The 25,265-nt window shown below is 62.5% G+C and carries 29 protein-coding genes; 16 read left to right on the top strand and 13 right to left on the bottom strand.

The window, feature by feature from the left end:
- Nucleotides 1-134: 134 nt before the first annotated feature.
- From LCM4577_RS07735 to LCM4577_RS07725, 3 genes are all read right to left on the bottom strand, one after another.
- A complete protein-coding gene (locus LCM4577_RS07735) occupies nt 135-461 on the bottom strand; it encodes a low affinity iron permease family protein (protein WP_040988197.1) in 327 nt (108 codons plus the stop codon).
- Nucleotides 462-524: 63 nt separating this feature from the next.
- Complete coding sequence (locus LCM4577_RS07730; RefSeq protein WP_071032514.1) at nt 525-1,058, bottom strand: DUF4142 domain-containing protein; 534 nt, start codon at nt 1,056-1,058, stop codon at nt 525-527.
- 110 nt (nt 1,059-1,168) lie between these two features.
- Complete coding sequence (locus LCM4577_RS07725; RefSeq protein ID WP_071033125.1) at nt 1,169-1,777, bottom strand: ATP-dependent Clp protease proteolytic subunit; 609 nt, start codon at nt 1,775-1,777, stop codon at nt 1,169-1,171.
- 122 nt (nt 1,778-1,899) lie between these two features.
- On the opposite strand from LCM4577_RS07725, the gene LCM4577_RS07720 reads away from it, so the two are divergent.
- The gene (locus LCM4577_RS07720; protein ID WP_071032515.1) at nt 1,900-2,250 is read left to right on the top strand and encodes a DUF768 domain-containing protein; all 351 of its coding nucleotides are present in this window, start codon (nt 1,900-1,902) and stop codon (nt 2,248-2,250) included.
- Between the two features lie 371 nt (nt 2,251-2,621).
- On the top strand, nt 2,622-3,599 hold the full coding sequence (locus tag LCM4577_RS07715; protein WP_071070535.1) for an alpha/beta fold hydrolase: 978 nt from the start codon (nt 2,622-2,624) through the stop codon (nt 3,597-3,599).
- 52 nt (nt 3,600-3,651) lie between these two features.
- On the opposite strand, the gene LCM4577_RS07710 is transcribed toward LCM4577_RS07715, so the two are convergent.
- Nucleotides 3,652-5,286 carry a M20/M25/M40 family metallo-hydrolase gene (locus tag LCM4577_RS07710; protein ID WP_071070534.1) on the bottom strand — a complete coding sequence of 545 codons (1,635 nt, stop codon included), beginning with the start codon at nt 5,284-5,286 and terminating at the stop codon, nt 3,652-3,654.
- 114 nt (nt 5,287-5,400) lie between these two features.
- Here LCM4577_RS07710 and LCM4577_RS07705 point away from each other — a divergent pair, with 114 nt between their 5' ends.
- The 7 genes from LCM4577_RS07705 to LCM4577_RS07675 are packed head-to-tail and all read left to right on the top strand — an operon-like array spanning nt 5,401 to nt 9,778.
- A complete protein-coding gene (locus tag LCM4577_RS07705; RefSeq protein ID WP_071070532.1) occupies nt 5,401-5,835 on the top strand; it encodes a hypothetical protein in 435 nt (144 codons plus the stop codon).
- Nucleotides 5,832-7,052: an NRAMP family divalent metal transporter gene (locus tag LCM4577_RS07700; protein ID WP_071070530.1), complete on the top strand. Its 1,221-nt coding sequence runs from the start codon at nt 5,832-5,834 to the stop codon at nt 7,050-7,052. Before LCM4577_RS07705 ends, LCM4577_RS07700 begins: the two co-directional genes overlap by 4 nt.
- A complete protein-coding gene (locus LCM4577_RS07695; RefSeq protein ID WP_371410030.1) occupies nt 7,049-7,411 on the top strand; it encodes a hypothetical protein in 363 nt (120 codons plus the stop codon). Before LCM4577_RS07700 ends, LCM4577_RS07695 begins: the two co-directional genes overlap by 4 nt.
- Nucleotides 7,412-7,413: 2 nt before the next feature.
- A complete protein-coding gene (locus LCM4577_RS07690) occupies nt 7,414-7,743 on the top strand; it encodes a PRC-barrel domain-containing protein (protein ID WP_071032521.1) in 330 nt (109 codons plus the stop codon).
- Nucleotides 7,744-7,764: 21 nt separating this feature from the next.
- Nucleotides 7,765-8,520, top strand: a complete 756-nt coding sequence (locus LCM4577_RS07685) for a hypothetical protein (RefSeq protein WP_244508241.1) — start codon at nt 7,765-7,767, stop codon at nt 8,518-8,520.
- Nucleotides 8,517-8,909 (top strand): phage holin family protein, encoded by a 393-nt coding sequence (locus tag LCM4577_RS07680; protein ID WP_041004125.1) that lies wholly within the window; start codon nt 8,517-8,519, stop codon nt 8,907-8,909. Before LCM4577_RS07685 ends, LCM4577_RS07680 begins: the two co-directional genes overlap by 4 nt.
- Nucleotides 8,906-9,778, top strand: coding sequence for a DUF3618 domain-containing protein (locus LCM4577_RS07675; RefSeq protein ID WP_071070528.1), 873 nt, complete (start codon nt 8,906-8,908; stop codon nt 9,776-9,778). The genes LCM4577_RS07680 and LCM4577_RS07675 overlap by 4 nt, the downstream gene beginning before the upstream one ends.
- Here LCM4577_RS07675 and LCM4577_RS07670 read toward each other — a convergent pair.
- Nucleotides 9,775-10,149 (bottom strand): hypothetical protein, encoded by a 375-nt coding sequence (locus tag LCM4577_RS07670; RefSeq protein ID WP_131803429.1) that lies wholly within the window; start codon nt 10,147-10,149, stop codon nt 9,775-9,777. The two genes, LCM4577_RS07675 and LCM4577_RS07670, sit on opposite strands and share 4 nt — an antisense overlap.
- 286 nt (nt 10,150-10,435) lie before the next feature.
- Between LCM4577_RS07670 and LCM4577_RS07665 the strand changes: the two genes are divergently transcribed.
- From LCM4577_RS07665 to LCM4577_RS07635, 7 genes are all read left to right on the top strand, one after another.
- Entirely contained in the window at nt 10,436-11,425 is a 990-nt protein-coding gene (locus LCM4577_RS07665) for an SDR family oxidoreductase (protein WP_071070526.1), read from the top strand.
- 39 nt (nt 11,426-11,464) lie between these two features.
- Nucleotides 11,465-12,379 (top strand): YihY/virulence factor BrkB family protein, encoded by a 915-nt coding sequence (locus LCM4577_RS07660; RefSeq protein ID WP_071070524.1) that lies wholly within the window; start codon nt 11,465-11,467, stop codon nt 12,377-12,379.
- Nucleotides 12,380-12,505: 126 nt separating this feature from the next.
- The gene (locus tag LCM4577_RS07655) at nt 12,506-13,603 is read left to right on the top strand and encodes a chemotaxis protein CheB (RefSeq protein ID WP_071070522.1); all 1,098 of its coding nucleotides are present in this window, start codon (nt 12,506-12,508) and stop codon (nt 13,601-13,603) included.
- Nucleotides 13,557-17,120, top strand: coding sequence for a CheR family methyltransferase (locus tag LCM4577_RS07650; RefSeq protein WP_198541024.1), 3,564 nt, complete (start codon nt 13,557-13,559; stop codon nt 17,118-17,120). Before LCM4577_RS07655 ends, LCM4577_RS07650 begins: the two co-directional genes overlap by 47 nt.
- A gap of 25 nt (nt 17,121-17,145) precedes the next feature.
- Nucleotides 17,146-17,526 carry a response regulator gene (locus LCM4577_RS07645; protein ID WP_041004134.1) on the top strand — a complete coding sequence of 127 codons (381 nt, stop codon included), beginning with the start codon at nt 17,146-17,148 and terminating at the stop codon, nt 17,524-17,526.
- Nucleotides 17,527-17,806: 280 nt separating this feature from the next.
- Nucleotides 17,807-19,093 (top strand): Nramp family divalent metal transporter, encoded by a 1,287-nt coding sequence (locus LCM4577_RS07640; RefSeq protein ID WP_071070520.1) that lies wholly within the window; start codon nt 17,807-17,809, stop codon nt 19,091-19,093.
- A gap of 106 nt (nt 19,094-19,199) precedes the next feature.
- On the top strand, nt 19,200-19,784 hold the full coding sequence (locus tag LCM4577_RS07635) for a sigma-70 family RNA polymerase sigma factor (protein WP_071070518.1): 585 nt from the start codon (nt 19,200-19,202) through the stop codon (nt 19,782-19,784).
- Between the two features lie 9 nt (nt 19,785-19,793).
- On the opposite strand, the gene LCM4577_RS07630 is transcribed toward LCM4577_RS07635, so the two are convergent.
- From LCM4577_RS07630 to LCM4577_RS07595, 8 genes are all read right to left on the bottom strand, one after another.
- Entirely contained in the window at nt 19,794-19,970 is a 177-nt protein-coding gene (locus tag LCM4577_RS07630) for a hypothetical protein (protein ID WP_198540247.1), read from the bottom strand.
- Nucleotides 19,971-20,144: 174 nt separating this feature from the next.
- Nucleotides 20,145-20,363, bottom strand: a complete 219-nt coding sequence (locus LCM4577_RS07625; protein ID WP_040990444.1) for a hypothetical protein — start codon at nt 20,361-20,363, stop codon at nt 20,145-20,147.
- Between the two features lie 63 nt (nt 20,364-20,426).
- The gene (locus LCM4577_RS07620) at nt 20,427-21,287 is read right to left on the bottom strand and encodes a bifunctional 2-polyprenyl-6-hydroxyphenol methylase/3-demethylubiquinol 3-O-methyltransferase UbiG (RefSeq protein ID WP_244508240.1); all 861 of its coding nucleotides are present in this window, start codon (nt 21,285-21,287) and stop codon (nt 20,427-20,429) included.
- A 50-nt stretch (nt 21,288-21,337) separates the two neighbouring features.
- Nucleotides 21,338-22,324 (bottom strand): GNAT family N-acetyltransferase, encoded by a 987-nt coding sequence (locus tag LCM4577_RS07615; protein WP_071070516.1) that lies wholly within the window; start codon nt 22,322-22,324, stop codon nt 21,338-21,340.
- Nucleotides 22,321-23,385, bottom strand: coding sequence for a glycosyltransferase (locus LCM4577_RS07610; RefSeq protein WP_071070514.1), 1,065 nt, complete (start codon nt 23,383-23,385; stop codon nt 22,321-22,323). The genes LCM4577_RS07615 and LCM4577_RS07610 overlap by 4 nt, the downstream gene beginning before the upstream one ends.
- Nucleotides 23,382-23,570, bottom strand: a complete 189-nt coding sequence (locus LCM4577_RS07605; protein ID WP_131803248.1) for a hypothetical protein — start codon at nt 23,568-23,570, stop codon at nt 23,382-23,384. Before LCM4577_RS07605 ends, LCM4577_RS07610 begins: the two co-directional genes overlap by 4 nt.
- A gap of 7 nt (nt 23,571-23,577) precedes the next feature.
- Nucleotides 23,578-24,510, bottom strand: a complete 933-nt coding sequence (locus LCM4577_RS07600; protein WP_071032530.1) for a beta-xylosidase — start codon at nt 24,508-24,510, stop codon at nt 23,578-23,580.
- Nucleotides 24,503-25,264, bottom strand: coding sequence for a TIGR04290 family methyltransferase (locus LCM4577_RS07595; protein WP_071070512.1), 762 nt, complete (start codon nt 25,262-25,264; stop codon nt 24,503-24,505). The genes LCM4577_RS07600 and LCM4577_RS07595 overlap by 8 nt, the downstream gene beginning before the upstream one ends.
- Nucleotide 25,265 lies beyond the last annotated feature (1 nt).

Raw genomic sequence — 25,265 nt, 5'->3', positions numbered from 1 at the left:
CGGCACGACACATGCGACGTCGTGCGCACGCCCGATTTCGGTGTCATCATCTACGCCTTCGAGCGGGCGGCTGCGCACGGTCTCCAGGAAGCCTCTGATGAACTCGCCGAGATATAGCGGCGGGGTGTTGAGGCTCAGCTTCGTTCGCCCGAGTCTCGCATTTCCTCAATTTCTTCCGGCTCCTTGTCGTCCATTTCGGCGATCTCGTTGCGAGCTTTGTCGTTCGACTTGATCAGCTCATCGAGTTTCGCCTGCAGGGCTTGGGTATCACGATGCTCGGCCCTTTGGATAAGCAGCGTCATCGCCCAAGTGATCAGCGTCGCGACGCCGTGCCAGTCAAGCGTTTCCCGCTCGAAGACAAACCAAGAAACAGTATAGCCGCCGAGAATTAAAAAGGCCGCCGGTCGGGACGTCAGCGTGCCGACCTTGGTCAGCGCTTCTCGAAGCTGCAACGTTGCCATGCCTGCGAACGGCTGAGGGCAATGCGGGTTCCCGCAGAGTCGGTTCTTCGATCCCAGGCAGAGTCACTTATTAAGTCCGTTCGCCATGTCCAGATGGTGCTGCAGATGCGGCAATGTCGCCCCTGCCCAGGCCTTCAGATCGGGCTGATCGCCGCCCTCGCTGTAGCGCTTGAAGAGATCGACCGCGTCCTTGTGCGCATCGACCTGATCGGAATGGTACTGCTTGGTGAAGTCATTGCCCTGCAACGCCTTCAAATCGTTGAGGGTCGACTGCTGCTTGTCGGTCATGGCCGTCGGAAGCGTGGCTTTTACCTTTCCGCTGGTCACAAGGCCCTTCAAGTCGGCGGTGGTCTTCTCGTGGTCGGCGACCATCTGCTTGGCGAAGGCCTTCGTCGCATCGTCAGACCGTTCGAGCGCCAGCTTGCTGGACTCGATCTCGAACATATCGCTGGTGGTTGCTTCGGTAACGAAGTCCTGCGTCGACGGCGCAACGCCCAGAACCGAATTGACGCCGGTCTTTTCCGTGGTCGAGGTCGATTGGGCCCACGCCGGCAATGCAAGCATGACGGCGGTGACCGTCAGAGCGAATGTTTTCATTTGTTTGTCTCCGTTCTGATTTCCCAACCGAAGACAAGTCGGTTTGTTCCCGGGCACGAAACAGGCGCGAGATCTCCGGTTCGCAATGGAAAGGTTCGGCGGGTCTTAATCTAACGCAGCACACCACCTATCATTCCAAGAGTGAGCGCTTCGGCGGCGTGGATATAGCAATTCTGCGTCGCCTGTCGGTAAAGCTCGTCCGCGCTGAGCGAGCTGCCTTCGACAAGTTCCCTGAAGCCTTCCATCTCCAGACGTTGCGATGTCTCCAGCAAGGCAAGCTGCTCGCGAACAACCTGGATGCACGATTGCATCGGGCCGTTGAGCGCAATGCTCGTTTCCATGCGCCGCTCGTGCACGAGAAGAACGGCGTCTTCGGTCAGGAAGCGGTTCTGCTTCGGGAAGGCCGCGAAGATCGTCACTCCCGCCGAATAGACTTTCGTCTTCCCGACGCAGAAAGCGTTCCGGCCGGAATGCCGGCGGAACAACCGAACCTCCAGCGCGACGCGGCGCGCGGCGTCCGCATCGCCGCCGCTCGTGTTCAACTCCATGATCATGTCCTGACCGTCTTTGCGGACAGTTTCCAGGCGACCGAGGAAGAAGCTGACCGTCTCATCATCGATCAGCCCGTTGATGGAGATATTGGGCTGGAACAGGAGCTTGTCCCGGCTCGGGGTCGAGCGGTCCTGCTCGTGTGAAACGCTGTCGTCATGGAAAGTCATGGAATGTCTCGCCGGATGCTCGAGATCCCAACCCTCCATCGATCCGTTCGTTCCTCGCGGTTTCGGATTTACGGGAACATCGACGCCACGGACCGGTTTATTTCGCCGCGAGGAGGAGCTCCATGAACGCGACGAAAGAATTCCTGCGCAGCTGGCTGGAGGAGAATGTCGGCAATTTGCCCGCCGACACCGAGGTCAGCGTGCCGATGTTGGCGCAGCAGTTCGAGCAGGATGCCGATGCCGCCGGCTACACCCGCGAAGTGCGGGAGCAGGAGATCGGCAACATCGAAGACGCCATCCAACGCGCGCTTGATAAGACCGGCAAGGAAAATGGAGAGACGGAATCGAATTCCGATGAGGAGAATTCACTGGCACCGGTTATCGATGCCCTGGAAGCTTCGGAGCCCGACCATGAGGCATCGGACGACGCCGAGGGCTCGGGTAATGATCAGCCGTGGAGGAACAAAGACTGACGCCAAAGGTTGGGCTCCCGATTCATCCACGGCAGCCATGCGGTCGAACAGAGAAGCACACAATGATAAAGTCTCCCGGAAAGAGCGATCCTGTCGCGTCGGAATCGAGCAGTGATCAGGTGAAGCGGCAAACAGAGACATTGCCCGAGCAAGATCCCGCGGAAGGATCGCGCGAGACGGTGGATCACGAATTGGAGCGGCAAAAAAAGCGCTCGCCTGAGGCCGAGGATCGAAAGTCCGGACGACAGGCGCTGCGGGACCAGGTCGAGGAAGAGACGGAGCTGCCTCAGAAAGGGTCGGCCTGACAGCGAGCAGCGCCGCCACCGTCGCAAATGTCGTCTGCTTCAGCACCTGCTCCTTGATTTCCAACCATGACGGTAAAGCCCAGGCGGAACCTGCTTCTGTCGCTTGCGGCCGCAGCGGTCGGGCTGGCGCTCTACAACCATCGCCTCGCGAGGCGGGCATTGGCTGCACGCCCGCTCGGGCGCTTCATCCACTTGCGCGGAGCGAAGCTGCATTTTCTGGAAGCGGGCCGTGGGCGACCGTTGCTGCTCTTGCACGGCAACGGCGCTTCGGCGGAAGACTTCGCGACAAGCGGAATCTTTGACAAAGCCGCCGCCAAATATCGCGTGCTTGCCTTCGACAGACCTGGCTTCGGCCTGAGCCCACGCCCCGCCCGCAGACGACCTTGGACCGCCGGCGCCCAGGCCGATCTCATCCATGCCGCAGCCGCGAAACTCGGCATCGAGCGCTACATGGTTGTCGGCCATTCCTGGGGCGCGACCGTTGCGCTCGAGATGGCCCGTCGGCATCCCCGATCCGTCGCCGGGGTTGTCGTCGTCGCTGGCTATCATTACCCACCGCCAAGGCTGGCTCTTGCCATCTCCGCGTTGCCGGCGATTCCGTTGATCGGGACGGTGTTGCGTCACACCGTGCTGCCTTCGCTGGTCAGGCTGAACTGGCGCTGGGCGATGAAGCAGATTTTCCATCCGGCAACGATCGCGACGCCTTTCGCGGCAATGACAAGGGAGTTGGCGAGCCGCCCCTCGCAACTGCGGTCCATCTCTGCGGAATCCTTCCTGATGCTGGCGTCGGCACTGTTCCCAAATCGTCGATATGCCGAGATCGCCATCCCTGTCGGGATCATCGCCGGCGCTGGCGATCAGCTGTTCGATGCCAGGGCCGAGGCGCTGCGGCTGCACGCCGAGATAAACCACTCGCTGCTGGATATCGTCCTGGATGCCGGGCATATGGTTCATCAAAGCAAGCCGCAGGCGGTCCTGGCGATGATCGACAAGGTAGCCGCTCTTGCCAGCGCTTCCGGCCCGGTCTCAGGGAAGCCTATTTAAGTCTGCGGTCCCCAAGAAACGCCTGCGTCCCGCCGTGCCGTAAGCCATTCGGTCAAGAACCGGACGGCTGCAGCAGCCTCGCGCACAGATCCCGGATGGCGCGAGGCAGCACGTTGAACGCATAGCTTATGTGCAATCGCTCAAGCGGCGTATGGTAATCCCGACCCCACGGGCCGATGTTGATCGTCGGCACGTTGGCGAGACCCTGTCGGGGTGGCCAGCGCACGCTGTCCTTCCAGGCTGGCGTGTTGCGGGCAACGATATCGAGCGAGGACTCGGCAGCCTCGCCGAAAAAGCTCATGTCCGAGATTCCGGCGAAATAATCGGCGCAAGCGATGGTGCTGCCATAATGTTCGGCCGACTCGCGCGCGATTTGCATGGCAATTGCTTTCAGCCGCATGGCCGCCGGCGCGTCGGAAAGGTTCGTCGGAAGATAGGGTATCGAGCCGAAACCGGTGACGATCGCCGGGCCGGTGAGGCGGCTTAAGCCCCAGGCTTGCTGTGTGATCAGCCGGCACTTCTCCGGCAGCGGAAGATCGCTGTCAGCGATCGAGGCGGAGTATGCATCGAGCCTGTGCTTCTCCTGCTGGTCGAGATGCCCGACCAGCGCTTCGAACCGGTAGAGCGGGACGGGTCTTGCAAGATTTGCGATGCCGTCCGGAGCCTGGCTTCGGCGTCTGAGGTCGCCCAGAAGGTTCGATGCGGCTTCCGCGCAAAGCCGGTCGAAGYGGTCGAGCACTTCGTCCGGTGTGCGACGGTAGCTGAGCACGTTGAAGGTGGCGAAGGCGGTTGCCGGCGTCGTGACGTCATATCCCGCCTTTCCGTCACGGATGCCGAGCAGACTGGGCGGGGTGCCGGGCGAAGAACCGCAATGGTCCGTCAGCTCGGTTGCCCATTCGACGCGGGCGGCGATAGAAGCGGCGAGCGCTGCCGCATTGATGCCGTTCAGCGGAAATCCACTATGGGTAGGAACGCCAACCACATAGGCGGTCGGAAGCAGCTTGCCGACTGTCCCAAGCGCGATGATGCGTCCTTTCGAGCCGTCGCCATCATCGGCAATGGCGTCAAGATTGATAGCCGCGACAAGATCGAGGCCGTGCTGCTCATAAATGCCGGGCAGCGCTTGGGCGGCCTTGCGGGCACCGGCCGAATTGTTCTCTTCGTCCGGCACCGCGATGAACAACAGATTGCCCGCGGCATTGGCGCTTTCGGCGAAATCCGCGCATACCGCCAGCCCGGCGGCGAGACCGGCCTTCATGTCCAGCAAGCCGCGTCCGGCCAGATACTCGCCGCTCTCCAGGTCGGCGCGGGCCAACCGGGCGGCAGGCGTATCGGCGTCCATCAGGGAATTGCGCAAGGCGCGCGTCAAAGCTTGAGGCCGCGTGGCCAGCTCTTCCAACTCGCCGTAGTCTCGCGTTGCCACCGTGTCGTAGTGACCGGTCAGAAGCACGGTCGAGCGGCCCGTCCCGCGAAGCAGCATCGCCACGCAATGCCGGCCGTCTCCAGGCCCGACCTCGATCGTCCAGATATCCGCGCGGCGGAAGGCGGGATCCTCCCGCAGTTGCACCGCCAGCCATGGACCGAATGCCGCTTCGTCCTGCGTCCCGGTGACGCTCTTCTGCTCGGTGAGCGCGATCGCCCAGCTGCCGGCGCGCTCAGGCAATGTCTTGGCAAGATCTCGGTCCATAATCGTCCCAATAGCGTTGAAACAGCCTCGATGCCGCAAATCCGGAACACGGAGGAACTTTCCTGAGGCTGCGGCCTTATCCTCGCGATTTCAAGCAATTGCAACGAGTGGAAGATGTTGCGCACCATTGCCCGGCCGAGCCGGGTCTTCCTGCCCCTGCTGGCCTTGGCGCTTGCCTCCTGCTCCTCATCTGAAACCGTCGACCAGCAGTCGAAGCTTGCGGCATCGACAGCGCAGGCGGCAGTGCTGGTGAGTGATGCCTGGCTCTCGGGCGCCGCACCGTCGCACTACGCATCCTCCGCCTTGCAGAGCTTCGCCGAGACGCTTGCCGACGCTGGCCGGCAAGTGGAATCGGCGCCCCTGTCGGACAAGGCAAAGCGAGATGCGTTAGCAGAGACCGTCAACCGGCTGTCGAACGCGGCAAAGCGGGCCAAGGACGCAGTCGAGGCCGAACAGCATGCGCAAGCCGGCCAGGCCCTCCAGGAGCTTCGCGCCGCCCAAGGCGATCTCGCCAACGGCTATCGACAATATTTCTCGCCCGACAGATGAAGAAGCTGCTGGAAATCTCGCTTGGTGTCGTCACCAGCGTCGGCGGCTTCCTGGAGGTCGGGTCGATGGCGACCGCGGCGCAGGCCGGAGCGCTGTTCGGCTTCCAGCTCATCTGGGCGGTCGTGCTCGGCACCATCTGCATCATCTTCCTGGTCGAGATGGCCGGCCGCTTCGCTGCGGTGAGCCATCACACCATCGCCGACGGCATTCGCGAACGGTTCGGCTTCAATGCTTTCATCTGGCCGCTGCTGGCAACCTTGCTGGTCAACTTCCTGGTGCTTTCCGCCGAGATCGGCGGGGTGGCTATCGCTGCCGAACTTGCCACGGGAATCAGCTTCCAGTGGTGGGCGCTGCCGGTCGCCTTCCTGGCGTGGCTGCTGTTGTGGAAAGGCACATTCGGCCTCATCGAGAAAGGCGTGTCGATGCTCGGCCTGGTCACGCTCTGCTTCGTCGTCGCGGCCGTGATGCTTCGCCCCGAATGGAAAGAAGTGGCGCTCGGGGCCGTGCCCAGCCTGCCGCACCACGATACGGCAAAATACTGGTTCATGGCCGTCAGCATTCTCGGCGCCTCGATATCGCCTTACCTTTTCATGTTCTATTCCTCAGGCGCGATCGAAGATCAGTGGGACAAGAGCTATCTCGGCGCCAATCGGGCGATAGCCGGGCTCGGCATGAGCTTTGGCGGAACGATCTCGGTGGGCGTTCTGATCGTGGCGGCGCTCGTGCTTGGCGCTCATGGCGTCACCGAAGTGGACGATTACAATCAGCTGCCATTGATGCTGATCCCGATGTTCGGCTTTTGGGGCTTCGTCCTTTTCGTGGCTTCGCTGGCCATCGCCTGTTTCGGCGCCGCGCTCGAAGTGGCGTTGCAGCAGGCCTATCTCGTCGCGCAGGGGTTCGGGTGGACATGGGGCGAGGATCTGAAGCCGCGCGACGATCCCGGCTTCAGCCTCGTCTACACGCTGACGCTCTTCCTCGCCGCCGTTCCGATAGCGCTCGGTCTCGATCCGTTGAAGGTCACCATCTTCTCGATGGCGCTCACAGCGGCCAGCCTGCCGCTGACGGTCGTGCCGTTCCTTTTCCTGCTCAACGATGACCGCTATGTCGGCAAGCATCGCAACGGCGTGGTTTCGAACGCAGCCGTGATTTTCGTCATCGCGCTCGGCTTCGTGCTGGCGGTGGTGACCATTCCGCTGCAGATATTCGGAGGCACATGATGCAGTTGCTGCGCGATATACTGGACAAGCAGGTCGTCGATCGCGAGCAGGTCAAGATCGGCAAGGTGGATAGCATTGTCGCCGAGCTGAGGCCGGGCAAGCCGCCCAGGGTCATTGCCGTTGAACTCGGCTCGATTGCGCTGGCGCGACGGCTTGGCTCGGCGCCCGGACGATGGACCGCGAAACTCGCGGCAAGGCTGAGCGGCAAGCGTCAGCCACGGCCGCACCGGATCGCGTGGAACAAGGTGCGCGACATCGGCGTCGACATCGAATTCGACATCGACGTGCGCCGCACCAGGATCTTCGCCTGGCAGGACTGGCTGCGCGAACATGTCGTCGGCCGAATCCCGGGAGCCTGAGGATGGCGGCCGTGCATCTCGATCACCTTGCCGGCAGGCGCGTGTTCTCCGAGCAGGGCAGGAGCATTGGCTATATCGAGGAGATCATCGCCGAGCAGGACGGCGGCGACCTCGTCGTCATCGAATTTCATGTCGGTATCTTTGCCGCATTCGAGCGCCTGTCCGCTTCGACCATCGGTACCGCATTGCTCGACGTCTTCGGGCTGCGGCGTCGTGAGCGGCTTTATCGCATTCCGTGGGACAAGCTCGATATTTCGGATCCGGAGCGCCCGAGGCTACTCTGCCCGGACGAGGAGCTTGCCGCTTTGAAGGCGCGGCCCGAGGGCAAATGATAATTCGCTAAAAAGCTGCTGGTGCGGCGGAACATAGCGCCCGGCGCGAAGTTCGGACCGGCATCGAGGAGGCTGCGCCATGAACAGTGTCATTTATCTCATCGGTCTGATCGTCGTTGTGCTCGCGGTGCTTTCCTTCCTCGGCTTTCACTAGGAGGCACCATGCAGCGCGAGAATGATCGGGGCCGCGAGCCCGCCGACTTCGCCGAGGCGAAGGACGAAGTTTCCAATCGGATCCAGCAAGAAACCAAAAGCGCCAGCGAAGCGTTCCACGATGCCCGCGATGACGTCGCCCGCAGGACGGGGGCCTATGCCGCCGAAGCTCGGCAGGCCGTCGCCGAAAGGGCCGAGGAGACGCAGCGCGATATCGGATCGAGCCTGTCCGCCTTCGGCGGCGCCCTGCGCGCCGCGAGCGATCACCTGGCCAACAGCGACCAGAGCGCGGCCTCGAAATTCATGCAGGATGCCGCGAGCGGGCTGGAACGGCTTTCCTCTTCATTGAAGGAGAAGCCATTCGGGCAGGTGCTCGAAGACGTCCAGGCCTTTGGCCGCCAGAATCCCGGAACGCTTCTTGCCGGTTCGGTTCTGGCGGGATTGGCGCTTGGCCGCTTCATAAAGGCTTCGCCGCCCGGCACGCGCCGTCCGACGCAGTCTACGGCCAAGCCTGAATATTCCAGACAAACCGGCATGGGAACGAGCGCCCGCCGGGATACCGCTCCAGCAAATTGGGGCTCCGACGGCGGCATACCCGGGAAGGCAGCGGAGCTGAAGAAATGAACACTCAGGATAACCCAAGTCTCGGCACATTGGTCGCCGATCTGGCGCAACAGGTGAGCACGCTCGTGCAAACGGAGGCGAGGCTCCTGAGAGCGGAGATCTCGGAGAACGCGACCAAGGCTGGCGCAGGCGCCGTCGAGGTGCTGGGCGGTGCGATATGCTTGCTCGCGGCGCTGCTGGTTTTGCTGCAGGCGCTCGTCATCGCCCTGGCCCGCCTCGGTCTGGGCGCCGGGTGGTCCGCCCTGCTCGTCGGCGTGGTGGTTGCCGTGCTGGGCGTGATCCTGTTGCGGACCGGCATGGCAAGCATGGCGCCCTCCGAGCTCGCTCCGGACCGCACACAAGAACAGCTCAAGCGTGACGTGAACGTGATCAAGGAACAAGCGAGATGACCGAAAAATCCGCAGCCGAGCTCGAACGCGAGGCGGAAGCCACGCGCGCAAGGGTGGTGGYGACCGCAGACTCCATTCGCGACAAGATGACCCCCGGCCAGCTCTTCGACGAGTTCACCGGGCTTTTCAGGGGAGGCGCGGGCTCCGAGATGGTCCACAACCTGAAGGTCCAGGTGCGGGACAATCCGTTGCCGCTGACCGTAATCGGCGCGGGCTTGGCGTGGCTGATGTTGGGCAGCGGCACTTCCGCCGCTTCGGCTGGTACCGACGGTACGACGCGGCGCGATCCTAGCCTCGATCATGGAGCATTCGGCGCCGGAATGGGTTCGACGGCCACGGATGTTGCGGGCTCTGTTGCCGAAGCAGCCAGCGGAGCGGCCGGAACCGTCTCGGGAATGGCAAGCGAAGCAGCCGGCGCAGTGTCGAACATGGCAAGCAGCGCTGCGGACACGCTCGCGGGTTCGGCGGCAGCTACGGCCGATATGGCAACGAGCGCTACCCGCTCGGCGCATAGCCTGCTTCAGGACCAGCCTCTCGCCGCGGCTGCCGTCGGCCTCGCCATCGGAGCTGCGATCGGCGCCATGTTGCCCCACACTGAGATCGAGGATGAGCAATTGGGCGCCTATCGCGAGAGGCTTCGGGACAGTGCCGAAGAGACTTTGAAAGAAGGCCTCGACGCCGCAAAGCAAGTCGCGGCCGACGCTTACCAGACGGCGAGCGACGAAGCCGGACGGCAGGCGTCAAGCGAGGGGACGCTGGCCGACAAGGTCGGCGGCGTCGTCAAAGCCACGGCCGACAGGACCGACGAGTCGGTGCGCCAGAAGCTCTCCGATTCCGAGGCAGGTAGTCCGGCAGGACGAGTAAGCTAGTGAAGCTTGCCCTTGGGAGGCTTGGCGGTCAGCCACTTCATTCTGGCTTTGAGCTTCTCCTCAAGCTCCAGCGTGAGCCGGAGGATGGGATCGGGAATCGAAATCAAATCGGGTGCGGCATGCACCGGCCGCGTCTCGGCAGCCGAAACCTCGGACGCTGCTTGTGAAGCGGCCGACTTCGATAGAAGTCGCGAAAGGTGTTGCCGCTGCAGGGCGTGAACGTCTTCCAACAGCCTCAGGAAAGTCAGAGCATCCGTCGTCGGCAGGCTTTTGCTCCTCAATCGGGTAATCCGCTCCTGCTGGCGCGCAATGTGCAGTTCGCCATGCCGAACATGCCTTTGCGCCATGCTGATGTGGTCGTCGAGAAGCATCGCGCATAACGCGAAACCACCGATGTCGTTCCGTATCTCGCGCGACAAGAGAGGCTAAATCATCCGCGGTTCCATTTCATGACGAGTTCGCCAGCCCCTCGCCTGCCCGGTTGCATCCAATCAACCAACAGCGGGATCGAGGGCGAGCCGCGCGGTGGACAACCGAAAAAGTGGGCTTTGGGTGGCGATGCCAACCTTTTCTGTTCGGCTGCGTTGTCCCGAGAGAGAATCAAAGGAGAAAGCAATGCCGACGAAATCCGCCAGAGCGACAAAATCCGCTACATCGATGGCATCCGCCTCACCGACCAAGTCCGCTACCGATCGCGCGGCGAGCCGGCAGCGGAGCGTTCAGCGCAAGGTCGACGCGGCCGACCGCGCCAAGCCGAACGGCAAATCCAAATCGCAGCGAGCCATGCAGGCCGGCGCCAGGCAATATCCAGCGCCGCCATTCCCCAAGCAGCATCATCCGAAGCCCGGCGAGGAATGGGCGATCGAACCGGCGCCGCTTTACGACGCGCCGTTCTGGCGAGGGTCAGGCAAGCTGGACGGCAAGGTGGCCCTGATCACCGGCGGCGATTCCGGCATCGGCCGCGCCGTGGCGGTTCTGTTCGCGCGGGAAGGGGCGGATGTCGCGATCGCCTATCTCAGCGAGGACCGCGACGCAAAGGAGACGAAGCAGGCGGTCGAGGCTGAAGGCAGGCGCTGCATCACGCTTCGCGGAGACGTCTCAAGGCGGACCTTTTGCCATAAGCTGGTCGAGCAGACCGTCAAGGCCTTCGGCAGGATCGACGTGCTCGTCAACAACGCGGCTTTCCAGATCCATTCGACCGACTTCGCCGATCTCACCGAGCAGCATTTCGACACCACGCTGAAGACAAACCTCTATGGCTACTTCCACATGGCGCAGGAGGCGGTGCCGCATATGAAGCCCGGGTCGGCGATCATCAATACCGGTTCCGTCACCGGCATCGAAGGTTCGAAGGATCTGGTGGACTATTCGATGACCAAGGGCGGCATCCACGCCTTCACCCGGGCGCTCTCCGGCAATCTCATCAGCAAGGGCATCCGCGTGAACGCAGTGGCGCCTGGTCCGGTTTGGACGCCGCTCAACCCCTCGGAGAAGGAGGCCGAGGACGTTTCGCGGTTCGGCGCCCAGACGCCGATGAAGCGGCCGGCCCAGCCGGAAGAGATTGCGCCGGCTTACGTGTTTTTGGCCTCGCCGCAATGCTCCAGTTATATCACCGGCGAGATCCTGCCCATCATCGGAGGCTACTGAGCACCACCCGGAAAAGCCCGTTGGAGATGGGCAGCACACATGGCGCAGGACAGGAAATCGAAGACCGGCTGGCCGCAAGAGGCCTGGGCGCTGCTGAAGCAAAGCGTAAGCGGCTACATCGATGACAACGCCCTGAGCCATGGCGCGGCGATCGCCTTCTATGCCACCACCTCGCTTGCGCCGATCCTTCTGATTGTGGTGGCGGTCGCCGGCATCGTTGTCGGCAAGGACGCCGCGCAACTCGCGCTCTCGGCCGAGATATCGGGCGTCATGGGTCCGCAGAGCGCCGATCTCTTGAAGGCCACGATCGCCACCGCTTCGCGCGGGTGGTCCGGCACGGTGGCCACGATCATCGGGCTGGTGACGCTCCTGATAACGGCCTCCGGCGTCTTCGGCGAGATGCAGCAGTCGCTGAACAAGATCTGGAAAGTCGAGCCAAGCGACATGTCGCTTTCGAGCCTTGTGCGGGCGCGGATGGCAAGCCTTGGTCTCGTGGCCGCGCTCGGCTTCATGCTCCTGGTGTCGCTCGCGGCGAGCACGGCCATCTCGGCATTGAGCGATGTGATCAACCAGCGCCTGCCGTTCGGCGAACTGATCGTGAGTTCCATCAACACGATCGTTTCGTTCCTGCTGATCGCCTTGCTCTTCGCGGCGATCTACAAAGTCCTGCCGGACCGCAGCCTCACCTGGCGAGACGTCGCCGTCGGCGCCCTGGTCACCGCGCTTCTGTTCACCATCGGAAAGTCGCTGATCGGCTGGTACATCGGCAGCAGTTCGATCGCGACCTCCTACGGCGCCGCGGGGGCGCTGATGGTGGTGCTGCTGTGGGTCTATTACTCAGCCCAGATTTTTCTGTTCGGCGCCGAAATCACGCGTGCTTATTCGGTGAGCAGCGGAAGCCGCGCCGATCTCGCGCCGGTTGTGAAGCAAAATGTCGAAAAGACACGAAGGTGACCAATCGCCACGTGCTTGACAACGGAGCTAACTTTCCGGCCTGACCTGCACGATCGAGTGCCCTATGGAACCGAGCGCCCGTTAAACGACTTATGGTTTCAGGGCGGGGGCAATTCTAAGGGTGACATGGCCGACGATCGAAACCGCATTTCACCTGCTCGCGAAACGGCGACAGGCTCGCGGCGACCCAGCGCGCGCAACCGCTCCGTTATCGTCATCGGCGCCTCCGCCGGCGGGGTTGAGGCTCTAAAGAAGATAGTGAGCGATCTTCCCGCCGATTTGCCCGCGGCCGTGTTCATAGTGATTCATGTCGGCCAGGTCAGCTATCTGCCGGGAATTCTCCAACGCATCGCGACGCTCGAGACCTCCGTGGCCGAGAACGGCGCAGGAATCGAAACCGGCAACATTTATGTCGCGCCTCCCGGAGCTCACCTCCTGCTTCATGACGACCACATGATGCTGCGTCGCGGGCCGCGCGAAAACCTCGCCCGGCCGGCGATAGACCCGCTGTTCCGCTCGGCGGCGCTGAGCTACGGCGCGAGCGTCATCGGCGTACTGCTGTCGGGCGCGCTTTCCGACGGCACAGCCGGCCTGAGGGCCATCAAGTCTGTGGGCGGTCTCGCGGTGGTCCAGCACCCCAAGGACACGCTGGTACCTTCCATGGTGGAAAGCGCGCTGCGTTATGTTGAAATCGATCATTGCGAACCTGCCGCCAAGCTCGGCGGCTTGTTGGCGCAGCTGGCGGCTGAGCCGGCCGGCGAGACCTTGCCGGCCCCACAGACGGTCAGGCTGGAGGCCGCAATCGCGGCACAGGAGCATTCGACGATGAAAGACGCAGATCGACTTGGGCAGCTGTCGGTGTTTACATGCCCGGAATGCCACGGGCCGTTGTGGGAGATCGAAGACGGTGACATGTTGCGCTATCGGTGCCATACCGGGCACGCTTTCACCGCCGACGCCGTGATGGAGGCGCAGGCGATCGAGGCGGACGAGATCCTGTGGGGCTTGCTGCGGGCGCATCAGCAACGGGCGGAGTTCGCCCGGCGCATGGCCAAGCGGGAAAAGGCGCAGAACCGTGCCACACTCGCCAGCGAGTTCGGCAAGCGGGCGAGGGAATACGAAGCGGATGCCGCTGTCATCGAGCGCATCCTGGAAAGCAGGCGGGCACAGGCAGGCAATGGCGCAGACGGCGAGGAAGGCAAGCAAAAAGAAAGCAAGCGCTAGCTCGCGCGACGGCGCGAAAGAGGCTGCGCCCTTCCCGATCATAGGCATCGGCGCGTCGGCCGGCGGCATCGCGGCACTGCAGCAATTCTTCCCCCAGGTGCCGGCCGACAGCGGCTTTGCCTATGTGGTGATTCAACATCTCGACGCCGAGCACGAAAGCGTCCTTGCCAGCATCATCCAGCGCTCCACCGCGATCGAAACGCAAACCGTGGCCGAGGGCATGGATATCGAGCCCGACAAGATCTACGTCACACCCCCAGGTGTGTCGGTGATGCTGCGCGGCCAGCATTTCCATATGGCCAAGATGGTTGCGACGCGCGCCAGGCGGACGCCGATCGACGATTTCTTCACCTCCATGGCCGAGGAGCAGTCGGAACAGGCGGCCGGGATCATTCTTTCCGGAACCGGCAGCGACGGCACGATTGGACTGAGGGCAATCAAGGAGCGTGGTGGCCTGACGTTGGCGCAGGAAAGCGCCGAATATGACGGCATGATGCGCAGCGCCGTGCACAGCGGCCTTGTCGACATGGTGATGCCGGTCGATGAGATGGCATCAAAGCTGATTGGTTATTTCAATCACGCCAACCGCAATGAAAGCGAGCGCGACCGCCGCAAGCGCGATGTGGCCGACCAGCTTTCGCGCATCGCGGCGCTGCTGCGCGTGCGAACCGGCCATGATTTCAGCGGCTACAAGGACAACACCATCCTTAGGCGCATCCAGCGCCGCATGCAGGTGCTGCAGATCGACGACCCGTCCGCCTTTTACGAGCGCCTGCGCGACGAGCCGCAGCAGGTCGATCTGCTGTTCCAGGACCTTTTGATCGGCGTCACCAGCTTCTTCCGCGACGAGCACGCCTTCGATGTCCTAGAGAGACTTGTCATTCCCCGGCTGTTCGAGGACCGCAAGCCCGACGAGACGATCCGCGTATGGGTGCCGGGCTGCGCCACGGGCGAAGAGGCCTATTCGATCGCCATGCTGCTCAAGGAGGCCGCGCCGCGCGGCGCCGCCTCGCCCAATCTGCAGATATTCGCCACCGACATCGACGAGCGCGCGCTGGAGGTGGCTCGCGCCGGCCGGTATCCGGCGACGATCGCCAGCGACATCACGCCGAAGCGGCTGAAGGAGTTCTTCTCCCGCGAGGACGGCACTTACCGCATCGCCGCCGAATTGCGGGAAATCTGCCTGTTCTCCTCGCACAATCTGTTGCGCGACCCGCCCTTTTCGAAGCTCGACCTGATCGCCTGCCGCAACCTCCTGATCTATATGGGACCGGAACTGCAGGAAAAGATCGTCCCGATCTTCCATTACGCGCTGCGCAACAACGGCTATCTCTTCCTCGGATCTTCGGAGAACGTCACGCGGCACGCCCGCCTCTTCTCCACCGTCGACAAGGCGAGCCGGATTTTCCAGAAGCGCGGGGCGGTGACGCCGCACCGGCTGCCCGAATTCCCGCTCGCCGCCGCCGCCAGGCAGGCGGCGCCCAATGTGCGCCAGCGGTCGACGAACGGAACCCTGCAGGAGGTGGCGGAGCGTGTCATCGTCGAGCGCTATGCGCCTGCCTATGTGGTGGTCAACGCCGGCGGCGAATTGATGCACAGTTCGGGCGGCACCGGTAAATATCTCGAGCTCGCCGCGGGCGCCCCCGACCACAACGTCTTTTCCATGGCACGGCGGGGCCTTCGCATGGATCTGCGTGCCGCGCTCCACAAGGCGGCCAGCACCGGACAGGTGGCGATCCAGAACAAAATCACCGTCGGCACCAATGGCGGCCGCCAGACGATCAGCCTGGCCGTGCAGCCACTGCCCTCCGACGGCTCGTCGGACCCGCTCTACATGCTGGTCTTCCGTGACGTCGGCGGCATCAAGCCGGAATCGGAGGACGAGCCGGTCCACACGACCGACGATGTGGAAAGCGCCAATGTCAGCCAGCTCGAAAGGGAGTTGAGAGAAACCAAGGAGCGGTTGCAGATCACGACGGAGGAGCTCGAATCCTCCAATGAGGAGCTGAAATCCTCCAACGAGGAGTTGTCCTCCATCAACGAGGAGCTGCAATCGTCCAACGAGGAGCTGGAGACCTCGAAGGAAGAGCTGCAGTCGATCAACGAGGAACTGCAGACGGTCAATGCCGAGCTCAACATCCGCGTCGACGAGCTCAGCCGCGCCAACAACGATATGGCGAACCTGCTCGAAAGCACGCAGATCGCCACCGTGTTCCTCGACCGCGACCTTTGCATCAAGAGCTTCACGCCGACGGCGCGCGACCTGTTCAGGCTGGTCGAAAGCGATGTCGGCCGGCCTCTCGCGCATGTGCGCCCGCGTTTTCCCGCCGACGGGCTGCAGGCTGACATGGAGCAGGTGCTGCAGCGGCTCGGCACCATTGAGCGGCAGGTCGCGGGCACCGACAACGGCAGGCGCTACATCATGCGCGTCCTGCCTTACCGCACGGTCGATAACGTCATCGCCGGCGTGGTCGTCACCTTCGTCGACGTCACCCAGATCGCGCGGGCGGAGGAAAGAATCGGCGTGCTCTCGCATGATTTGCGCAATCGGGTCGAAAGCCTCGAAACCCTGCTCGACCTGGTGCCGGTCGGTATCTTCATCGCCGAGGACGGCGGCGGCGCGGAGATACGCGCCAATCGGCGCGCGGTGGAGCTCGCGGGACTGCGCGCCACCGGAGACAAGCTAATCCCTGTCCCTGCTACCCTGCCGCTGACGCTCAACGGGGCCAAAGTGGATGCCGACGACCAGCCTCTGTTCAAGGCGATCCGAACCGGCAAGGCAATCCCAGCCTATGAAGCGAGAATTCTGCGCGAGGACGGCTCCGGCATCGACGTCATGATGTCGGCCAACCCCCTGTTCGACGAAAACGGCACGGTGCGCGGCGCCATAGCGACGCTGGTCGACATATCCAGCCACAAGGAAGCCGAGCGCGCGCAGGAAAGATTGCTGCACGAACTGCAGCATCGGGTGAAGAACATCCTCGCGACGATCACCGCGCTGGCCGGGCGTATGATCCGTTCGTCAGGCTCGATGGGGGAATTCGCTGCCTCGTTCCATGAGCGGCTGCACGCGATGGCCCGTACGCATGAGGTGCTGTCCTCCCATAATTGGGGCGATGCTGACCTGGAGCAGCTGCTCAGGGCGACATTTTCTCCCTACAACAGCGCGGAACGCCAGAACCTCGTTGTCCATGGCCCGTCATTCCATCTCGATGCGGCAACGGCGGCCGCACTGGGCATGGTATTCTTCGAGCTTGCCAGCAACGCCGCCAAATATGGAGCCCTTTCCGCAGACACCGGCCGCGTCGAAGTCTCCTGGGACGTTACAAAGCCTGGCATGCTGTCGATTCACTGGAAGGAAGTGGGGGGCCCGGCCGTGCGGGAGCCGTCGCGAAGGAATTTTGGAACCACTTTCATCCAGCAGAGTTTAGAGTACGAGTTGGGAGGGAGTATTTCTTTGGACTTCAGGCCTGCCGGCCTGGAGTGTCTGCTTGAGATTCCCCTAACCCGGACGTAAGCCTCGAGCCGTTGTCCAGCCACGCATGAACAAAAGCGCTCCACTATCGGGCCTGCGCATCCTCGTCGTCGAGGACGCTTTCCTGGTTGCGCTGGATCTTTCGGACGAGTTGACCGAAGCAGGGTGCGATGTCGTCGGTCCCGCGCCCTCCGTCAAACAGGCGCTCGAGCAGATCGACGGCGTCGAGTTGGATGGGGCAGTGCTCGACGTCAACCTGCAAGGCGAACGCAGTTTTCCGCTTGCCGAACACCTCGCCGCTCGCGACGTGCCGTTTGTTTTCCTGACCGGTTATGACAGCGCCACCGTTTTTCCCGATCAGTTCCGCAATTCGCCGAGATTGTCGAAGCCGGTCGAGACCAGATTGCTCATCGAAGCCGTTTCACGTTTCAGCCAGCACAAGGATTGACGTCTCGCGGCTTTCTCTCCCGCAGCAATACTTTTTCAGCCGCTGCTGCCAAGGCATGCACCTGGGCCAACCAGGGGTTGACGCTTTCCTCTGCCCATGCCGTCACGACCGGTCCATGACCACAACAGATTCAGCTTGCGGGAGGCGACGCCTGACAGCCGGATCAGCCGACCTTGCCGCGGAACAAAACACCTGATTGCGCGGTTCGGCCCAAAACCCAAAGGCGGCACTCACTTACGCATGTTCGGCCGATCCTTTCCAACGGCACCGAGCGCGAGTGATGACCGAACAAGCCAATCAAKGGCAAGACAGGCAAACGCGCAAAGGTATCGGGAGAGCCGTCGGTCTGGCCTTGATCGCCGGTGCGGCCGACGACGACTGCTCGGCAATTGGAACCTATGCCAGCGCGGGGGCGAGGTTCGGGCCGGACCTGCTTTGGACTGCGCCCGTGACGCTGCCGATGATGTACACTGTCGTGTACCTCTCATCGAAGCTCGGCCAGGTATCGGGGCGGGGACTTTTCCAGGTTATCGCTGATTTTTATCCGCGCTGGCTGCTTTGGTCTGTCCTGGTTGGTGTCCTGATCGGCAACACCATCGAAGCTGCTGCGGATCTCGGTGCCATGGCGGCGGCGATCAACCTGTTTGTGCCGTTACCGATCCCAATCATCGTCGCCCTGGTTGCGGCGTTCATGTTTGCTCTTCAGGTCTTTGGTTCTTACGATCTTCTCAGGAATCTATTTCGAGTGCTGGCATTGGCGCTGCTCGCCTATGTCGTCTCGGCTGTCCTCGCCCGGCCGGAGCTGATGCCGGTGCTGAGCGGTACCTTTCTGCCAAAGGTTCACTTCAGCCGTGAGTATTTGTCGATCCTCGTCGCGATCATCGGCACCACACTTTCAGCCTACCTCTACACTTGGCAGTCCAACCAGGAGGTAGAGGAGGAGAAAGCGCTGGGTAGAAACACGCTCGAGAAACGGAAAGGGGCGACAGAGGAAGAGTTGAGCCGGTCGCGCAAGGACATTCTGATCGGCATGACCTTTTCCAACCTGATCATGTATTTCATCATTCTTTCCACCGGGTCGACGCTTCACAAGGCCGGGCAGACCCAGATCGAAACGGCGGCCCAGGCAGCTGACGCGCTGCGGCCGCTTGCCGGCGATGCGGCAGGCATAATCTTCGCCGCCGGTGTGATCGGAGTCGGTTTTCTGGCCGTTCCCGTCATGACAACCGGTGCGGCCTTCGATCTCGCGCAGACAATGGGCTGGAAGAACGGCATGAATGCGAAGCCGCGGGACGCCCCGGGCTTCTACCTGGCTACCGGAGCATTCACGCTGATCGCAGTCGGGCTCAATTTCTTTGGCTTCAATCCGATGCGGGCCTTGGTGTGGGCTGGCATCGTGCAAGGCTTTTCCACGCCTCCGCTCCTGCTGCTCATTCTTTTGATGACGAACGATCGCAGGATCATGGGCGACCGGGTCAACAGCCGGAGCACGAATATCCTCGGGGGCATCACGACGATGGTGATCTTTGCGGCATCGATTGGCTTGGTGGCGAGCTGGTTCTTTTAGGCGCGCTGGCTGAGGCGTCCGAGCAAGTTCGTTTCAAAACAGGAACGATCATCTTTGTCACGCATTGTCCCTAATCAAAACTCATGTCTCTGCTGGGGTTCGAACCGTGTTACCCAATGGTCATGCCGCGCCAGATCGTGCACCGGCGGAAATCTCCGTCGTCGATCTGATCCCGGCCCTGCGCGCTTTCGCGCGTACCTTTTGCCGTGTTCCTGACGACGCCGACGACTTGGTTCAGGAGACCTTGACCAAAGCGCTCGGCAATTTGGACAAGTTCGAACCGGGAACGCGGTTGAAGTCCTGGCTTTTCACCATCATGCGCAACACGCACTACACGCGCGTCAAGGCCGCGGCCAGGGAAGCGCCAGGGTTGCTCGATTGCGCCTCCAGCCGACCGATTTCGGAAGCCACCCAGGACTGGTCCCTTCGCAGCAAGGAAGTTCATGCAGCCATCCAGAAGCTTCCCGAACATCAGCGTGAAGTCTTGATGCTGATCGGTGTGCTGGGGGTCAGCTACGAAGAAACGGCTGAGATATGCGATTGTGCGGTTGGAACGGTGAAAAGCCGCCTCAACCGCGCTCGCGTGCACGTTCTGGAACTCCTGAATGAAAGCTCATCGCAGACACTGGTCGAAAGACAGGACCATCTTCTGGAAGACAGCTGGGAGCGAGGCGCCGACCAACACCGATAAGGGCGGATATCAGCTCTCCGGTTTGCAGTGACGCTTCTGGATCAGGGCATTCTGCAACTCGATCGCGAGCTCGGTCAGCCGATCGGGAATTTTCTCCTGCTCGATGGCTTCCAACAACGACGCAATCTCTTGTTCCACCCTCAGGTTCCCCTGGGGGCCGAAATCGCGCTGGCTCCGACGAGTCATGGCATTCTCTCAGCAAACGGGTCCCTTAGTTTCACGTTGAGACCATAGGCCGCCGGAGTTTACAAGGCGCTTCCTGCCGCCCATCGGCTCCGGCTTCGCATAAGCTGTGGGCAGAGCGAAAACTTTACCAGATCCCTTTGCGGGCTTGCCGACTCCTAAGAGACCAAAGCCACCTCAATCCTTGGGGACCCGGTTTGCCGCGTTGTCCTGATATTGATCGGACTTGATGCGATTGCTATCCAGACCGCGCTCTTTCGTGTGTTGCTTCTTATCCCGGTTCGAAAGCACGTCGTTTTCGCCGACCATGTCCTTCGGAAGCTCCGTCTTCGCTCCGGTTCCCGAACCCTTGCCCTGACTGCCGCGACCCATATGTTTCTTGCCACCGGTTGTCATCTTCTTCTCCTGGGCATGTCAGCTCTGCGAGAGTGGTTCGGCGCCCCAACTTCGGTCTCCCGGTTATGTTCCGCCGGAACGGCGAACAAGAAACGCGGTGCCGTCCCAGCGTCGGAAAGGCAAATCGGCATCGACGAGGACGTCCATTGCGCATGCGTGGGCAAGACGGCGGACATCGAAAGAGTCGACGGCTGGCGACGTCCGGTACGAATAGTTGAGAATGGCCGCCAGTCCTCCTGGCCGCAACAGGCGCGCGATTTCGCTGAAGTGCCGATCGGCGATGCCGGCGAGCACCAGATAGGGGAAACAGTCCACCGCCAGCACACCATCAAAACCGGCGGCGACGAACTCACCAAGATCGAGGCCCGAGGTCTGGCGGAACTCCACATTGCCGAGGCCGGCGCAGCGTTGGCGGGCGATCTCGAGCATCCTCGAAGAGATATCGATGCCCACAATGTGCTTTGCCTTTTGGTGGAGCGCGCGTTCGAAGCGGCCGATACCGCAGCCGATGTCGAGTATTGTCTTGCCCCTGCCCAGAAAGCCTTGTTGCTCCAGCCAGGAAGCAATCTCGGCCGTCGCGGCCGAAAGCTTCTCCTCATCGCCAAGCGACGACAGTTGGACGCTGGYAGCCGGAGAAATGGCGGCGGCCCGGTCGAAGCCGCTGGCCAGCCTGCTGACAGTCATCTCATGCGTTTCGTCGTCCAGACGGTCATGACATACGGAAGCTGCCGTTGTCCGGAGATCGTCAAAGGAAACCGCCTTGCGGGAAAGCAGCATGGCCACCTCTTCGAGCCAGCCTCTCCGACGCGGGGCGTATGAGCGCATGTCCAGCGCGATATCGGCCAGCTCCGCCGGCTTGACGTCCGGCTGGAGATTGAGCGCCAATCTGGCGACTGCGACTTCGGCGGACAGATCGTTTGCCATGCATCTCTCGAGGATATGCCTCGCGGTCATCCTCTCTCGTTCCGCTGCGGTCATGGCGACGCGTTCCGGGTCCAGACTCTTTGCACCGTCCATCGATCTTCTGCCCCCCAGCCGTATTTGTAATTCTCGCGGCCTCGCAGAAAATCGAACTCCCGTGCCCCCTCTCGAGCGGCTTCGGCAATGGCTTTGCCGATCAGGATCGCGCCGGGGCTCTCCTGCGCATAAGCGGGATCGAAGCCGCCGAGATAGGCATATGCGCGACCACGATGATGGAACCCGTAATACGCGCCAACGATGGTATCGCCGATCTCGATCAACCAGCACCTGGCCAGTCCGTTCGCGGCGAGGCGAGGCAGCGCCCTCCTATGGAAATCCTGTGCGATGTCGGTGAGCACACCCTGTCCGGCCCAACGGGCGCTGTGCAGTCGAACCAGCTGATCCATGAATGTCTTCGGATCGGCCTCGCATCGCTCGACGGCTACCCGTCCTCGCCGTTGCGCAGCTCTTTCGGCGCGGCGCAGTTGGCGCCGGCGCCGGGAAGGTATCGAGCGTGCGAATGTCTCACCGCGGGCAAGCGAGAGCACCGGGCAAGCGGCATGGTTCGGAGATCGGCTCTCCGCGACGTTCGGCAGCCCGAGGTGGAGGGAGGCAGCCCCAGCCGGCAGATCCGGCAAGATCCATTGCGACCACTCCAGCGAGAGCGTGGCCTCGGCGATAGCCGCACTTACAGCTGCCTCCTGGTTGGGCGCGCACAGGATATCGAAATAATCGCTCAGCGAGATTCCGACCGGCAGCAGCAAAGAGCCGGAAACGCGCGTCTCGCGATAGAGAGGCGCCAGGCCGACGAGATCGTTTCCGCTCCATATGGCGATCGCGCAGAGATCACCGGGCGAGAATGTCCGCCACCACGGCAACAGCCAGGCGGGTGACTGGAAAGGCGTCGCGGAGGCGCTTCGGAACCATAGTACCCACCAATGCGGCTCAAGGTCATCGAACGCAGCCTGGTCCCGGATGATATCGGCACACAAGCCGCTCACCGGGCGGCCCCCGATACCGCGCGCGAAGCGCCAAGCTTGGCCAGCCCCCGATAGGCATCCATATAGGCCGAAACCATGCGATCGAGCGAAAACCGGTCACGCGCCTCCGCCCGGCATGTTTCGTTATCGAGGTCGCCCGCGGCGTCGATGGCGATCGCCATCTCATCGATGTCATTGACCAGAAAGCCGGTCTTGCCGTGCTCGACGACATGGGGCAGGGCGCCATTCGGGAAGGCCACAACGGGCGTGCCGCAGGCGAGGGCCTCCATGGCGACCAGCGAGCTCGTTTCCGCGGCAAGGCTCGGAACAACCAGGCAGCGGGCGCAGTTGAGGAGCCGCCGCTTGGCGCAAAACCCGAGCGGTCCCAGGAAGCGGCACCGCCTGTCAAGACGAGGCTCCACTTCGTCGGCGAAATACTGGACATGTGCCTGATAGGGATAGAGTTGCCCACCTATCGCAAGCGGCACGCCGGCGCGCTTCGCGGCGTCGATCGCCAGGTGGATGCCCTTTTCCGGGCATATCCGGCTCAGCACGAGCGCGAAATTGCGACGCGACCGGGCGTCGTTCAACGCATCGACGTCGATCCCGTTTGGAATGGGCGGGATCAGCCTCGATCCTGCCGGCGCTGTTTTTTGCTGCGCGTCCGACACCGCGTGCAGCCACAGGTCCTCGCGTGCCGGCCTCAGGACGTCTTGCGGATACCAGGCGAGCGGCAGATGCAGTGTCACGAGCGTCGGGCCGTCGCCGGRCAGATAAGCGTCGAAATCGATACCGTGCAGGTGGACCACATCAACTGGCCAGCGCGCCCGGGCGGCAGCGATCGCCGCGCGATGCGCGCGCTGGGCGCGGCGCTTTGCCGTCTCGTCGAGCGCGCCTGTTTCGGCGGGCGTCTCCACCAGCGTGCCGGCGGCACTGGAACCCTTGCAGGCGACGACGATGGAACGATGGCCTTGCCGCACCAGCGCGCGATCCAGCGCCGACAACACCTGCTCGGCGCCACCGACCGCATTGAGGCCGACTGGCGCAAGCGGGTAGGCGACGTTGAGCACGGTGAGCGTCATGGCCGATCGAACCGAAGCCCCTCAATTTCGCGAAAGTCGCCTGCCGGCGCCCGTCGACAGCGCCCGATCGAACCGGAGAACGGCGCGAACATCAGCTGTTGCGTCGTGTGGCCGGCCGGCATGGCTTGTTTTCGCCGAAAGGCGGGTTCGGTCAGCGCATGTGGCGAGTGCTCGGCGGTCGGCATGATGATCTCACGCGGCCGAGACCCGCCGCGCGGGCATGACGGCGTTGTGCACGGCCGGGGCATAGCGGCGGATCATGCTCGCACAGAATTCGGCGAATTCTTCGGGCACCTGGGGTGGGCTGGTGTGATGAGGCTGCAGGCCGCGATGTTCTGGCGTGAAACAAAAGGTGACGGTGACGTCGAAGTCGGCGAGCGCTTCCATCTGACGATCGAACCAGTCGAGCGCGTTCGGCCTGAAACTGTCGGCCCAGGAAAGCCCCGTGCGCAGATTGGTGACGCCCAGGCGCTTCATCCAGGCAACCGCGTCGTCCAGCCGGTGGTCCTCGAAATGGAACCACTGGACCAGCCCCATCTCCGGAGTGTGGAGCAGGAACTCCTCGAGTGCCGGCTTGGGCGTGCCATCCTCGCGCAGCAGACCCATGTAGAAATGACGATAGTAGGAAGAGCCTTCCACCTCGCGATGCCGCGTCGTCGCTCCCCATGCGTGAGGCAAGTCATAAAGACTGTACCATTGCACACGGGGCGCGTTGCCACGCAGCAACTCCGCTGTCTGGCGCAGGCCCCAGAGCTGGACCTCCTCGGCGCCGAAACTCGACACGCCGGCTTCGCTGACCCAGATCGGCAGATCGGTGACCGCGGCGATCTCGCCGAGCTTTTGCGGCCATTCATGGATCTGCCAAAGATTCCAGTCGAGCGGGAAGCCATGCACGCCAACGGCGTCGACGTGATCGAGTACTCCGAACCCCTTCATCAGCGACATGAAGCCGGCATCGATCGGCGAAATGCCACCAAGGATCCGGGTGATCGCAGGGTTTTCGAGGCCGATGGCATCGCCCGCCAGGATCGCCATGCTGGCGAAGCGGCTCCAGTCCGGATCGAGCTCGGGATCCCAATGCGACTTGTTGTTGGGCTCGTTCCAGATCATGGCGGCTTCAATCATCGTTTCGTCCTTTCACTGGATAGACCGCGCCTTCGCCGGCCGGCTCACCGGCCGCGCGGCAGAAATAAACCTCATCCTCCGGGTGAATCAGTATCTCGAAACCGGCGCTGCGCAGCATCGCCTCGATGCAGCCGCGGTTCGGGATCCACCAATTGGTCGGGTCGTCCGCATAGCGATGCTCGATGAAATGCAGCTTCGGGAATTCGGGCCGATCGAAGAGGTCGTGCGTCCAGAAATCGTAATTCTGTTCGAGCGCGAGGACCTTGCTGCTCCCGCGTTGCATCGACTGGAAAATCATCAGGTCGCGCGCGACGTGCTCGCGGATCAGGTCCAGCGCCAGCAACGGATGGCGCAGGTGGTAGAGCACTCCCATGAAAAGCACGATGTCGAAGGTCTCGCCGAGGGCGCCGACGTCGTAGACCGAGAGCTCGCGGAACTCGATGTCGCAATCCGCAATTTCCGCGGCGAAGCGTGCCTGTGTCAGATAGGCCGGATCGAAATCGATGCCGAGCACGCGGTCGGCGCCCCGCCGCTTCATTTCGATCGAATAGAAACCGGCATTACAGCCGATATCGAGCACGGACTTGCCCGATAGATCGGCCGGGATCGCATCCGCGAACTTCTGCCATTTGATCAGCGGATAGTTCCCAAGAAAATGGTCGGGAGCCGTCTGCACGCCCGCCAGTTCCATGTTGTGGAACCAAGGGCCCAGCGCGTCGATGCGACGGCGTATTTCCGCGTCGGAATGCAGCATA

It is taken from the genome of Mesorhizobium sp. LCM 4577 (assembly GCF_001854795.2).
Taxonomy (GTDB): domain Bacteria; phylum Pseudomonadota; class Alphaproteobacteria; order Rhizobiales; family Rhizobiaceae; genus Mesorhizobium; species Mesorhizobium plurifarium.
The sequence above is the reverse complement of the archived record's forward strand: the minus strand, read 5'-3'. Positions and strand labels throughout refer to the sequence as shown.

Coding starts and splice junctions, on each gene's coding strand:
- LCM4577_RS07735 (WP_040988197.1), bottom strand. CDS start 461: ATGGCAACGTTGCAGCTTCGAGAAGCGCTGACCAAGGTCGGCACGCTG.
- LCM4577_RS07730 (WP_071032514.1), bottom strand. CDS start 1,058: ATGAAAACATTCGCTCTGACGGTCACCGCCGTCATGCTTGCATTGCCG.
- LCM4577_RS07725 (WP_071033125.1), bottom strand. CDS start 1,777: ATGACTTTCCATGACGACAGCGTTTCACACGAGCAGGACCGCTCGACC.
- LCM4577_RS07720 (WP_071032515.1), top strand. CDS start 1,900: ATGAACGCGACGAAAGAATTCCTGCGCAGCTGGCTGGAGGAGAATGTC.
- LCM4577_RS07715 (WP_071070535.1), top strand. CDS start 2,622: ATGACGGTAAAGCCCAGGCGGAACCTGCTTCTGTCGCTTGCGGCCGCA.
- LCM4577_RS07705 (WP_071070532.1), top strand. CDS start 5,401: ATGTTGCGCACCATTGCCCGGCCGAGCCGGGTCTTCCTGCCCCTGCTG.
- LCM4577_RS07700 (WP_071070530.1), top strand. CDS start 5,832: ATGAAGAAGCTGCTGGAAATCTCGCTTGGTGTCGTCACCAGCGTCGGC.
- LCM4577_RS07695 (WP_371410030.1), top strand. CDS start 7,049: ATGATGCAGTTGCTGCGCGATATACTGGACAAGCAGGTCGTCGATCGC.
- LCM4577_RS07690 (WP_071032521.1), top strand. CDS start 7,414: ATGGCGGCCGTGCATCTCGATCACCTTGCCGGCAGGCGCGTGTTCTCC.
- LCM4577_RS07680 (WP_041004125.1), top strand. CDS start 8,517: ATGAACACTCAGGATAACCCAAGTCTCGGCACATTGGTCGCCGATCTG.
- LCM4577_RS07670 (WP_131803429.1), bottom strand. CDS start 10,149: ATGCTTCTCGACGACCACATCAGCATGGCGCAAAGGCATGTTCGGCAT.
- LCM4577_RS07665 (WP_071070526.1), top strand. CDS start 10,436: ATGGCATCCGCCTCACCGACCAAGTCCGCTACCGATCGCGCGGCGAGC.
- LCM4577_RS07660 (WP_071070524.1), top strand. CDS start 11,465: ATGGCGCAGGACAGGAAATCGAAGACCGGCTGGCCGCAAGAGGCCTGG.
- LCM4577_RS07655 (WP_071070522.1), top strand. CDS start 12,506: ATGGCCGACGATCGAAACCGCATTTCACCTGCTCGCGAAACGGCGACA.
- LCM4577_RS07650 (WP_198541024.1), top strand. CDS start 13,557: ATGGCGCAGACGGCGAGGAAGGCAAGCAAAAAGAAAGCAAGCGCTAGC.
- LCM4577_RS07645 (WP_041004134.1), top strand. CDS start 17,146: ATGAACAAAAGCGCTCCACTATCGGGCCTGCGCATCCTCGTCGTCGAG.
- LCM4577_RS07630 (WP_198540247.1), bottom strand. CDS start 19,970: ATGACTCGTCGGAGCCAGCGCGATTTCGGCCCCCAGGGGAACCTGAGG.
- LCM4577_RS07625 (WP_040990444.1), bottom strand. CDS start 20,363: ATGACAACCGGTGGCAAGAAACATATGGGTCGCGGCAGTCAGGGCAAG.
- LCM4577_RS07605 (WP_131803248.1), bottom strand. CDS start 23,570: ATGCCGACCGCCGAGCACTCGCCACATGCGCTGACCGAACCCGCCTTT.
- LCM4577_RS07600 (WP_071032530.1), bottom strand. CDS start 24,510: ATGATTGAAGCCGCCATGATCTGGAACGAGCCCAACAACAAGTCGCAT.
- LCM4577_RS07595 (WP_071070512.1), bottom strand. CDS start 25,264: ATGCTGCATTCCGACGCGGAAATACGCCGTCGCATCGACGCGCTGGGC.